Annotated in this window: 7 protein-coding genes; 5 read left to right on the top strand and 2 right to left on the bottom strand. The window is 37.0% G+C overall.

Annotation, left to right across the window (positions count from 1 at the left end):
- Positions 1 to 176 precede the first annotated feature (176 nt).
- Genes J3U63_RS12650 through J3U63_RS12640 form a run of 3 tightly spaced genes read left to right on the top strand, consistent with a single transcriptional unit; the run spans position 177 to position 10890 of the window.
- Positions 177 to 371, top strand: coding sequence for an ESPR-type extended signal peptide-containing protein (locus tag J3U63_RS12650; protein ID WP_267371724.1), 195 nt, complete (start codon positions 177 to 179; stop codon positions 369 to 371).
- Positions 372 to 397: 26 nt separating this feature from the next.
- Positions 398 to 10498 (top strand): hemagglutinin repeat-containing protein, encoded by a 10101-nt coding sequence (locus tag J3U63_RS12645; RefSeq protein WP_267371722.1) that lies wholly within the window; start codon positions 398 to 400, stop codon positions 10496 to 10498.
- 2 nt (positions 10499 to 10500) lie between these two features.
- A complete protein-coding gene (locus tag J3U63_RS12640; RefSeq protein ID WP_267344957.1) occupies positions 10501 to 10890 on the top strand; it encodes a DUF6896 domain-containing protein in 390 nt (129 codons plus the stop codon).
- Between the two features lie 74 nt (positions 10891 to 10964).
- Here J3U63_RS12640 and J3U63_RS13450 read toward each other — a convergent pair whose 3' ends face one another.
- Entirely contained in the window at positions 10965 to 11120 is a 156-nt protein-coding gene (locus J3U63_RS13450; protein ID WP_416379688.1) for a SymE family type I addiction module toxin, read from the bottom strand.
- On the opposite strand from J3U63_RS13450, the gene J3U63_RS12635 reads away from it, so the two are divergent.
- Both J3U63_RS12635 and J3U63_RS12630 read left to right on the top strand, forming a co-directional pair.
- On the top strand, positions 11076 to 12200 hold the full coding sequence (locus J3U63_RS12635) for a VENN motif pre-toxin domain-containing protein (RefSeq protein WP_267371719.1): 1125 nt from the start codon (positions 11076 to 11078) through the stop codon (positions 12198 to 12200). The genes J3U63_RS13450 and J3U63_RS12635 overlap by 45 nt on opposite strands.
- On the top strand, positions 12200 to 12640 hold the full coding sequence (locus tag J3U63_RS12630; protein ID WP_267344963.1) for a hypothetical protein: 441 nt from the start codon (positions 12200 to 12202) through the stop codon (positions 12638 to 12640). The genes J3U63_RS12635 and J3U63_RS12630 overlap by 1 nt, the downstream gene beginning before the upstream one ends.
- Before the next feature lie 88 nt (positions 12641 to 12728).
- Here the strand turns inward: J3U63_RS12630 and J3U63_RS13445 are convergent, their stop codons facing one another.
- The gene (locus J3U63_RS13445) at positions 12729 to 12779 is read right to left on the bottom strand and encodes a hypothetical protein (RefSeq protein WP_416380362.1); all 51 of its coding nucleotides are present in this window, start codon (positions 12777 to 12779) and stop codon (positions 12729 to 12731) included.
- Between the last annotated feature and the right edge of the window lie 296 nt (positions 12780 to 13075).

Genomic DNA, 13075 nt, shown 5'->3' with positions numbered 1-13075 from the left:
AACCAATCCGCTGGCATTAGGCTTTAGTGTGATGTGGAATTATTAGGTTGAATAACAAGATGTACGTTGTGTTATGTGTATAACTGACGGTGAATAAATAAAAAACACAAAAAATAAAAATAAAAATAAAGATAAAGATAAAGATAAAGATGAAGATAAGGAATAAGGAATAGATTATGAATAAGCGCTTATACCGAATAATTTTTAACAAAAAACGTAATATGCAAATGGTGGTTGCTGACATTTCGAAAACAGCAAATGGTCAGGCGAAAACCACCACAGATACGCAACAAACAGCGATTGAATCTATTTTTGCAACGCTCAAACCGATAAGCTTATTCGTATCTATTTCGCTGGGTTTGTCACGCTGACTTCGCCGGTTTATGGCAGTCAAATAGTGGCGGATAATCAGGCGGGCCGCCACCAACAACCGATAGTGATATCAGCGGCAAATGGTGTGACACAAGTCAACATTCAAACCCCGAACAATAAAGGATTATCGCATAACAAATACAGTCAATTTGATGTATCACAGCAAGGTGCGATATTAAATAACAGCAGTAAAATCAGCCAAACACAAATTGCGGGTTATGTACAAGGTAATGAACTATTAAATAAAACCGGACCGGCAAAAATCATATTAAACGAAGTCAATTCACGTAATCCCAGCCAATTAAACGGGGTGGTTGAAGTTGCCGGTCAAAAAGCGGAGGTCATTATTGCTAACCCTTCTGGTATCACCTGTAATGGTTGTGGTTTTATTAATGCCAGTCGAGGGACACTCACCACCGGTAAACCGATTATCAATAATGGTGAAATAAATGGTTACCAGGTTGAACAAGGGCACATAACGGTAACCGGTAAAGGGCTTGACAGTTCTGGGCAAAACTATACCGATTTGATAGCACGTACGGTATCGATTAACTCGGCAATATGGGCCAATGAAGCGAATGTGATCACCGGTCGTAATCAGGTCAGTTACGATACACAAACTATCATGCCACTGGATAACGCTACTGACAATAAACCGGAAGTCTCGATTGATGTTTCACAGCTTGGTGGAATGTATGCCAATAGTATTCGTATGATTGGTACCGAAAAAGGGGTGGGTGTGCATAATGCCGGTGAACTCGGTGCCAGTGCCGGCAGTATTGTTATCAGTGCTGATGGTAAAATCACCAATCAAGGTGCAATTCAGGCTCAACAAAGTATTAATTTCACCAGTCAAAATGATATTGTTAATCAAAAACACATTAATAGTCGACAATCTATTCAACTCACCAGTCAAGGCGCGATAGTTAACGAAGGGAATATTGTCGCTAAGAAAAATGTCGACCTTAAATCTAAAACCATTAATAGCACATCAACAAGTTTGCTTGCAGCAGGTATTGATGAAGAAGGTAAATTAACACAAAAAAGTGATATTATTGCACAGGCTGAAAATATATCACTAACAGGTAAAAACCTAGCCGGTCAACGCATTAAAATTGATGCGCAAAAAAGTGTTGATTTAACAAATAGTCAAAATGTTGCCCAAACAGTCACTTTTTCAGCTGAAAACATTAATATTAGTCATGCAAAAATAAACAGTGAACAAGAGATTAATTTGCATGCAACTTATTCTATTGATAGTCGAAATATCCAAGCTAAAACCCAAACCCGTTATGTGGCAAAGGCGAAGTTAATTGACAATCAACAATCGACAATATTAGCGAATGACGATATCACATTTAGTGCTGATAAAATTAATAATGCGCAATCAAAGCTAAATGCGGGTAAAGGCATTTATTTTAATGCGCAGTATGCTATTGATAATGACCATGCAACGCTGTTGGCTGAAGGTGCAATTCACTTACAAAGTCAAGATATCACTAATAATGATTCACTTTTAGTCAGTAATGATCAGCTACAAATAAAAGCCGATACCTTAGCAAATCGCCAGTCAATATTACAGTCAAAAAAATATCTCAACATTGATAGCGTATTTTTTGATAATCAACAATCTCAGTTATTAACAGAAGATTCACTCACGATTAATGCAACACATAAAGTGAATAATCAACATGCGAGTTTAAGTGCCAAGGGGACTATCAATATAGCGAGTAAATATGTTGATAACAATGCCGCTACATTCATTTCCGAAAATGCTATCAAAATCAATGTGCAACAATTCTTCAATCAATATGCAAAACTGACCGCATTAAACGGTATTTTTATTGATGGACAACAAATAGACAATCAATCAGCAGAATTAAAAACAAATGGGTATTTGTCTATTAATTCAACGCAATTAAATAATGAGTCAGCCAAGTTGATTGCTGTTGATGATGTAAATATGAACTCGTCATCAATTAATAATAGCAATACAAACATTATCACAACCGGTAAACTTAGCCTTCATGGTAAGGATATTAATAATGAGCAAGCTAATATTCAGGCAGCTAAATTAATATCAATTTATGCCAATAACATCAATAATGCTTCTGCACTATTACTCACTAATGCAAGTTTAGAGCTCAATGGTGAAAGTATTAACAATAATAATGCTGAGCTTAATGCAAGTGATCGTATCATGATTACTGCCCAACAATTATTCGCCAATCAAGGATTAATTGCGAGTAATGGTAATATTGATATCAATAGCCATACGATTGATGCCCAACAAGTAAAAATTAAAGGCAAACAAGGTATTGAACTTAACGCAGATAACAATATTGATGTTACAAATGGATTAATTATTAGTGAAAAACAGGTAAGTATCAATGCTGATAATATCAAATTAAATACTGCAACTTTAAGTGCTAAAGATGATATAGCTATCACTGCGGTTTCACAATTAGACAATAATGATTCGAAATGGATCAGTGAAGGCAAGACAACAGTCAACACACAAATATTCAACAATCAAAATTCATCTATATCAAGTTATAAAAACATTTTATTTAAGACGCTTAATTTAAACAATATCAATAGCCAATTACTCAGCTATGGTGCAATAACGTTAAATTCAAACATCATTAACAACCAAAATGCGCTTATTAATGCATTAGCAAATATTCAGATTTTAGCGGATAAAATTAATAACCAGAACGCACAAATTATAGGTCAAGATTCAATAGCTATCCATGCTAACACGATGAATAATCGTGATATTGCGCTACAATCTGCTAAAGCACTGTTAATGGTTGCAACGGAGAGTTTGGATAATAGTCATGCCACCCTTATTGCAGGTGAACAACTTAAACTTGCAGCGCAGCAGATTGATAATAACAATGCAAAAATTAAATCTGCACATGATCTTGTCATGCAAGCAACGAACATTAACAACCAACAATCGACGATGATCGCAGTGGGTAATGTGGTATTTGATGTGAAGGATTTATTAAACAATCAGCAGGCAGACATTCGAGCTCAAGGGCAAATGGAGATGAATGCCAATGTGATTAATAATTACAATAATCTATTGGCAGCCAGCAAATCTATCACACTTAATGCAAATGAATTAAATAGTCAATCCGCAACGTTAAAGGCTGATGACTCGCTGAATATCAAAGCAAAAAAAATCGACAGCTCATTATCCAAATGGGTAAGTCTAAATAAAATAACGGTTGAAAGTGAAGACATCAATAATCAAAAAGCAATAATTAAAGCGAATAGTGATATTTCAATCAAAACAAATCAAATCAATAATGATAATGCGACCTTAATTGCTGGCGGTGAAATTTCGTTTTACGTAAACGAACTGTCTAATCAATTAGCTTATTTCAATGCCGATAAAGCTATTCACATTCAAACAAATCAACTTAATAATCAAACAGCAACGTTGATTTCAAATGATTCAATAGAAATTAATGCAGCGAATACCAATAACCAACAAGCAACGTTATCAGCCAAACAAAATATCATTGTAAAGAGTGACGAGATAAACAATCAACAGGCGTTATGGTTAGCGGATAACGTTATTAAAATCAATGGCTTCAACCTTAACAACCAAGATGCTGCCTTACAAGCTAAAGGTGGCATGCAAATCAATGTTAACGGTAATATTAACAATGAAAAAGCGACATTAGTCGCAGGTCAAAATGGTCTTATTATTCATGCGAACGATTTAGATAATGAGGCAGCAGAATTAAGCAGTAAAGGTCTTTTATCAATTACAACCAATAGTGTTAATAATCATCGAGCGCAATTAATTGCAGAAAGTGATTTAAATATTCAATCCAATGAGATCAATAATCAATCTGCGGATATACAAGCTAAAGGGGAGTTAGCGCTCAATGCAAAAACAATGAATAATAATGAGGCAAAACTGCTGAGCGTAGGGAATATTATTCTAAATGCTGAGAATAATTTAATAAATAACTCAGCGCAGCTGACAGCCTTGCAACAAATAAAATTGCAAACGCAAGGCGCCATCGATAACCAACATTCAACATTAATGGCTAATCAAGGCATTTTCATAAAAGCTGATACGATTAACAATAGTGAATCCAAACTGGAAACAGCCAGTTTACTAAAAATAATTGCAAATGATGTAATTAATTATCATGCAATACTTAATGCGGATCAAATTGAGTTAGAAAGTCAGGCACTTGATAACCAACTGGCTAATTTCATCGCTAAAAATATATTAAATATCCAGGCAAACAATGTAATCAATAGTCAAGCCTATTTATTAGCAAAAGATATCGCCATTGTTGCTAATCAATTAACCGGCGATGGAGAGCTGCGTGCTGAAAATAGTATCATTTTAAATTTGATGAATGGTTTTAATAATATAAAAAGTTTGATTGCCAACAATCAAATATCAATTAAAGCCAATCAAATTAATAACCAGGGTAAAATTTCTTCTGGCCAAAGCGTCACACTGACTAGTGATATTGGCAAAAACACACAAAATGGCATTATTGAATCACAAAAAATTGACATTAGTGGCAATCGCTTTGTTAATCAAGGTTTAATTGATGGTGAAGATGTTAACATTGATTTAACACAACAATTTGATAACCTTGATGCAGCACGCCTATATGGTGATACCATTCATATCAAAGCCAATGAAGTGAATAACAACGCTGCTGCGTTAAACAGCCCAATTACTCCAACGATTGCCGCAAGACAATCCCTGCTTTTGGATGTGAACACGATTAACAATACTAATCATGCCTTGCTCCTAAGTTTAGGGGATATGCAAATCAATGGTAAAACATTAAATAATCATTCGGCACGAATCGAAAGTACTAACAATATGCGATTAAATGTTAGTCAAATTAACAATATTAATGATCATATTGAAACAGACGACGTGTTAATTAGTAGCCAACCGATTACCGAATATACCCCTATGGGTCATGCAAGGCGTTTTAAACCGGAAGAAGTCACCATTAGAACGAGCCCTAAAAAACGCCATCGATATCCCGTATTACATTCTAATAAGGGTGAGTTTGGTAGCACGTATAAATATCACGAATATCGATATACAAAAAATATCTATGAAACAAAAATTAAAGTGAGTGAGCCTGCAGAAATTATTTCTGGCAATGATCTGATTATTCAAGCTCATCATATTGAAAATGATAATAGTAAAATATTGGCAGGCAATAATTTATTGGTTACAACCGATACGCTCAACAATTATTCACTGAAAGGTAAACGAACGATTACCGATATCGGAACACAAATTTGGCATTACCGAAATAAACACAATCACAACGGTAAAGCCGTATACACGACAGGGGAAGATGAATCAAAATATTTTAACCAATCGATAACCACTATTGATCTTCAACACGCTAAAATGGAAGATCATACTAATATCAATAACAGTAAGCTTACCCCAACCGAGCGTGAAACTATTCATGTTGCAGCAGGGCAAGCTATCCAGACCATAAATAAAGATGTTAAAGCTGATCAACAGCTCGATGGTTTATCTGATTCACTTATTGCAAAAGGTAAAGAAAAAGGTGACATAACCATTGCTGAAGCTAAGCCCATTACTGACTTATCGCAAGGCAAAACAACCATTAAAACCGAAAAAGTTGATAACCAAAATACATCCGTTATTGATAATAACGTCAATCAACACCCGTCTATTGATTCGGTGAATAAACAACAATATACCGAATCGATCAGTTATACCGAACCAAATACCAGCCTACCTAAAAACAGCATTTATATTGTCAATAAAAGCCCAGAGTCCAACTATTTAATTGAAACGGACTCTCGCTTTACCAATCGCAAAAAATGGTTAAGTTCAGACTATATGCTTAATCGCCTGCGAGTTGACCCCAATAACATCCAAAAACGGCTGGGCGATGGCTACTATGAACAACAGCTCATTCGTGAACAAATTGTTACGTTAACCGGTCAGCGATATTTAGGTGATTATTCAAGTGATCTTGAACAGTATAAAGCACTAATGGACGCAGGTATTGCGTTTGCTGAGCACTATGGATTACCAATTGGCGCCTCACTTTCTGCTGACCAAATGCGACTACTCACTACCGATATGGTTTGGATGGAAAGTAAAACCGTCATTGTTGATGGTCAAGCAGTAACGGTACTGGTGCCTCAAGTTTATTTGGTTAATCACGCACGAGTGAATACTGACGGTGCACTGTTAGCTGGGAAAAATGTGACCGTGTATGCAACAGATGATATTGACTCATCAGGCCTGATTTTAGGTAAAGATCGCGTGGCGATAGCAGCGAACAACGTCAATAATCGCGGTACGATTGATGCTAATTCGATCGTAATTAATGCTAAAGATAGTATAAATAGCAGCGGTAAATTTAATGCTGATAAATTAGTTTATCTATCAGCCAACAATGATATTAATTTAAATAGCACCACATCGACGACAGCATCTTATTACGGACAAAACAAAAGTGTTAATACGGTGATTGATCAGGTCTCGAGTATTAATGTCAAAGATGGTGATATTCGCTTAAAAGCGGGGAATGATATCAATCTGGGTGCAGCGTTACTCATTAATGAAGGTAAAGAGGGAAAAACCAACCTTATTGCTGGTCACGATATTAATTTATCGACCTTAAAAACAGAAAGTAATCAAGAAGCATTCTGGGATAAAAACAACTACCGCAAAGTTGATATTGAAAATATTGTTGGTAGTGAAATTTTTACCAATGGTGACTTAAACCTAATAGCGGGTAATGATATTCGCATGAAATCGGCGGATATCGCAAGCAATCAATCATTAAACTTACTTGCGCAGCATGATATTGATATTAGCAGCGACCAAGAGCGGTTAAGCCTCTCTGAGCATCATAAATCGACGTCTAAAGGCTTACTCAATAAACAATCGATTACCGAACATACAGAAATAGATAACACAACGCAAAAAGGCAGCTCACTATCAGCTAACAGTATAACCATTTATGCTGGCAATAATTTAACCGTAACCGGTAGTCAGGTGGTTGGTACCCATGATGTTAATCTCTATGCCGATAAAGATATTACGATAAATGCCGCAGAAGAATCTTATTACAAACAAGAACAAACCATTAAGAAAAAATCAGGGTTAATGAGCGGTGGTGGTATTGGTGTTACCGTTGGTAAAGAGAAAGAGTCATTAAAACAAACCGATACCGAACAAGCTTATGTCGGTAGTGTCGTTGGCAGTACCGACGGCAGTGTTAATATTCATGCGGGCAAAAATATTAACGTTGAAGGCAGTGATATTATTGCACAAAAAGATGCCAACTTAATTGCACAAAATATTGATATTAACAGTTTAGATGCAAAAACAACGTATAAAGAAGAATACAGTTATGAAAAATCAGGATTGACCGTTGCACTAACTGGTACGGCGGCAGATATGTATGAAGCAGCTAAAGCGGTTGAACGGGCAAAAGAAAAAGGCAATGACAGGTTATTAGCTTTACAGTCAATTAAATCAGGATTATCTGCTGTTGGCGCAGTAGAAGATTTACAGCTAAAAAATCAAGAAGGACAAAGCCAAGCATCTATTGGTGTGAGTGCGATGTTTGGAACACAACGCACGGAGCGGGAAGTCAACCAAGAACAACATAGCGTGATAAGTAGTGGTGTATCTGCTGGTCGCAATATCAATATTATTGCTACTGGTGATGAACAACATCAAGGTGGTGACATCTCGATAAAAGGTAGTGACATTAAAGCTGGCAATGATATTAATCTGACTGCCAACCGAGATTTAAATGTAATTGGTGCAGTCAATACACAACATAGCGATAGTGATGAAAAAAGCTATGGTGGGGGTGTGGGTATTCAATTCCAAGTCGGCGGCGATGAAAGTGGTTTGCGTTTTAAAGGTAATGCCAACTTTAGTCGGGAGCGAGAGAATGCTGATGGTAGTGCCTGGACAGAAAGTGTAATAGACGCCAAAAACAAGTTAAATATTAAAACAGGTAATGATGTTAATATCATTGGCGGTCAGCTAAAAGGTGATACGGTAAAAATGAATGTGGGCAACAACCTTAACATTCAATCCCTGCAAGATACGGATGATTACGACTACGAAAAAATCAGTGCCTCGGTCAGTGGCACGGCAGGCTCAGGATTTAGTGCCAATGGTTCGATATCAGCAACCAATATTGACAGTAAATGGGCAAGTGTGACAGACCAGTCGGGGATTTTTGCCGGCAAAGGTGGCTATGATATTTATGTGGGTAATAACACCGACTTAAAAGGAGCGGTCATTGCATCGGAGGCTGTAGATACAAATAAAAATAAACTTGATACCGGCACCATCAGTTTTAGTGATATAGAAAACAAAGCGGACTTTAAGGTGACCCAGGTATCGATAAGTGGCGGTACGGGAGGACCTGGCGTTCCAACGGCGTATCAAAACAGTGATAAAGACTCAAGTACCACCAAATCAGCGGTAGAAAATGGACAGTTAATCATCCGTAATCAAGACGAGCAAAAACAGGATATCAATGAATTAAGTCGGGATACGGAGAGTGCCAATAATCCACTGAAACAGATATTTGATAAGCAAAAAGAGCTTGATAAGATAGAAACGGTAGAGTTAATTAAAGATATTGCCCAACAAACAAAAGATGTGGTGAATAAATATGACCGCATACAAGCGCAAAATGATGTAGATAAAAATAAGGATGCGTTATCAAGGCTTGAGGCAGCAAAAGCGTATGAAAAGTTAACTGATGACGAAAAAGCAAAAATATCGTTTGAAAAGTATTATGAAGATAATAAAGATTACTGGTATTATTCAGCGGTTGATACGCAATTAGCATCCAACCTAAAAAATGGTAAAAACCTGGGCACAATGGGGGGCGATGTCAGCAAAGGGATAGATAGTGCAGTTGCCATTGTGACAGGCATTATTTCGGGTGATATTACCGGTGGGCTGGCTGGTGCCAGTGCTCCTTGGCTGGCAGAGCAAATCAAAAAGCATACCGGCCATATGGATGAAAATGGCAACTGGGTAACCGATAATGTTGCCGGAAACTTAGTTACTCATGCGATTTTAGGCGCTGTGGTTGCGGAGCTACAAGGCAACTCAGGATTATCGGGTGGTCTGGGCGCAGTTGGGGGAGAACTGGCAGCGCAAGTCATTCGAAAAACATTCTATGGAGATAAGAACGACAACGAATTAACCGAAGCAGAAAAACAAAACATCAGCGCACTCGCCCAACTTGCCACCGGACTGGCTATTGCCGTTGCCGGGGGAGATGTGGGTGATGCCGGCACCGCTATTGCTGCCGGTAAAAATGCGGTTGAGAATAATAGTTTGGTGACACTCCCCCTAGAGGCTTGTGCAATAACGGCACCTTGTAGAGGATTTGTAGCTAAGAAAATTTTAGAATATGGTATCAAAGCTGGAATAACAGCAATAGTTGCAAAAGAAATAGCCGATAATATCTCATCAGAAGACTTAGAACATCTTATTATCCTAAATATGATGGGAAATGATGAAATAACTAATCGTTATTTAGGTGAATTGAAAGATAAATATGCAACAACGATAGCCATAGATCCAAATGATGAGAGATTTAAGCCAGAAGGATACCCCATATCAGAAGAACCAAAACCAATAATTATTAGTACGCCTATTCCGGAGCAAGACAAGGATGCAGGAAAACTAGTTACTCCAATTATTGAACAAGATAAAAATTCAGGAATATTAGCCGGTCCTGAGATCGAGATTAGGGATTGGCGAGATTTTATTCTTACTTCAGATAATGTACAAGAAAAACCAGTGGGAAGTTTGATCGGTATTCAAGGCAAAAATGAAGTATCTGGTTCAGATATTAAACGTTATGCTGAAGATATGAAAGAAAATGGATTTGATAAATCTCAGCCTATTGATGTTGTGATTATTGATGGGAAAATGATTATTATTGATGGGCATCATAGAGCTGCAGCAGCAAAATTGGCAGGAATTAAAGATGTTCCAGTAAGGATTAATGAGGTTACAAGTAAAGAGGCAGCAGATGAAATTCTTATTTGGGCAGCAGAAGCTAAAACTAGGTATTAATTATGTTTGAAAAAATACTTGAATATATTAATTTTCAGAAAAAATTAATGGATGAATTTAAAAGATTAAATTCATCCTCATCTGATTTTAAATATTTTCTGGATTTTCCCAGAAGAGGACATTTTAGGTTAAATAATGAAGAATGGAGTTTTTTTAGACATGGTTTAGGTTTTAGATTTACACGCCAGATGCCATTACCTCATCTTATTATAGATCCTCACGTTTGCCCTTTTGAATATAAAATAGTTGATGATTGGCGATTATTACAATTTTTAGAGTCTCAGTCAGGAAATACATATGATAAGTATGATATTAAAGCTCAATTAGAAAAATTATTTTTAGAAAATAAATTAGAAAGAATAAATTCTAATCAATATAAAGTTATTAAATAAAAGTTATATTGTATTAGTATTAAATTATTCATAGTTCTGCGATCTTTATCGCAGAACGGGGCTGATTATGCGATTTACCTCACAAGCTCCACTATCAACTTGCCTTTTTTAGCGGTAATGGTGACGAGTTGTCCGGTGGTAAAGCCGGCGTCCTCCAGCCAATTGCCTTTAAGGTGTAACGCAGGGTGTTTGCCGTAGTGGGTGGGGTGACCGATGAACTGGCAGCGCAAGTCATTCGAAAAACATTCTATGGAGATAAGAACGACAACGAATTAACCGAAGCAGAAAAACAAAACATCAGCGCACTCGCCCAACTGGCCACCGGACTGGCTATTGCCGTTGCAGGGGGAGATGTGGGTGATGCTGGCACCGCTATTGCTGCCGGTAAGAACTCGGTTGAGAATAACTATCTGGATTTTGGTCTAGTCATTGTAAATGCAGCGAAGGCTGGATGTAACGGTGATAAAGCTTGTGAAGATAAGGTTATCGATGAAGGGATAAAAGGTTATAACGAAACGATGTTTGAGTACGGTACACCAATTGCGATTGTGGTAGGCGGAGTGATAGCGGCCCCTATTGCCATTGATATAGTTGGTCCTGCAATTGTTTCTTGTTCAGCAAATCCAATCTTGTGTGCTAATAATGTAGCAACGTGGTTAATCGAAACGGTTGGATTTGAAGGTAATCCAGCGGCAGGTTTTGGGATGACTGCTAGCGTATTTGCTAATTCATTAAGTAAGGCTGAATTAAATGACCTTGCCGCAATAATGGAATTATATAAAAATAACCTAATAGAAAATCCATCAGCCCTATTAAATGAAATAAGAACGACTCTTAGTGAAAACGGGGCTTATAAAATTGTTTATGATAGAGCAAATAATACTATCATTAAACAATTTAATGCCGGAAATGGGACGACGGGGAATAATTCCTTATTGGCTAATGCAAATAAAGAATTAGAACAATACGTAGCATCTTTCGCTAATAGCAAATATAAGCCAGCTACTGCAATTGCAGCTGTAGATCCATTAACTGGTAAAGTGGTTACTGCATCAAGTGGGACAGTTCCCACTACAATAGCCCCTGAATTACAAGCTTATGCTGATAAATTAGGAGGATTAGGAGTTAAGACTTCGTGTGGTAATGTATTAGGTGCTTGTGCTGAATTTAGAGCAGCTAACGAATTGTTATTAAATAATCCTAATCTTAAATTAAAAGATATACAATTTACTCAAGCTGTACGCCCTCGTAATGGGACACAAGTGCCTCGTTGTGAAAATTGTACAAATATATTTGGAGTTGAAAAATAATGAGAATGACTGATGAATTTATGAGTACTAACGATCTAGACTGGTTTGCTGCATTTCATAATGGCAATCTAGCACACTTTGCTTCAGGTGGCACATCCGCTGTACCTGAGAAAGTAGCTGATTCAATTAAGAATTATGAAGAAATATATGATTATTTTTTTGATTTAGAAAAACGATGTGATATTGAAATCATTGAAGATAATTTGCCAGAATTCCTTAATCAAAATAAAAGAGAACAATATTTAAGAAGTTATATTGATTCTGCTTTAAAGGGATTATTTAGTTATGATGTTAATTATGAAGATAATAGCTATTTTTTAGTTGCAAAACCCCTTAATCCATTATCTTTAAGAGAAATACCGCAAGATATAAGAGAAATAATCTATACATTACCAAAAGAAATAAAATCCGGCTCAATACACATAATTAAATTAGAATAGTAACAACGTAAAAGCACCCTGATTTATTAGGGTGCTTTTTTAAGCTCCTTAGAGCTACATAGCAAGTTCAATAATTAACTTGTTCTGTTCAACTTTTAATAATGACCGGTCGCCTAGTATAAAAACCGAATTGCTCCAGCCACCTGCCTTTAATGGTCAGTTGTGGTCAGGGGTTGGGTTTTGTGCCTTGTGGCATGTCACCGACGATATAAAACCACCTAGCCTTCACTGCGGATAAATCCCAAAACCGGTTAGATACGGGCACCATTGGCTTTAGTGATATAGAAAACAAAGCCGACTTTAAGGTGACCCAGGTATCGATAAGTGGCGGTACGGGAGGACCTGGCGTCCCAACGGCGTATCAAAACAGTGATAAAGACTCAAGTACCACCAAATCAGCGGTAGAAAATGGACAGTTAATCATCCGTAATCAAG

Origin of the sequence: Gilliamella sp. B2838 (assembly GCF_026536185.1) — a bacterium.
Taxonomy (GTDB): Bacteria; Pseudomonadota; Gammaproteobacteria; order Enterobacterales; family Orbaceae; genus Gilliamella.
The sequence above is the reverse complement of the archived record's forward strand: the minus strand, read 5'-3'. Positions and strand labels throughout refer to the sequence as shown.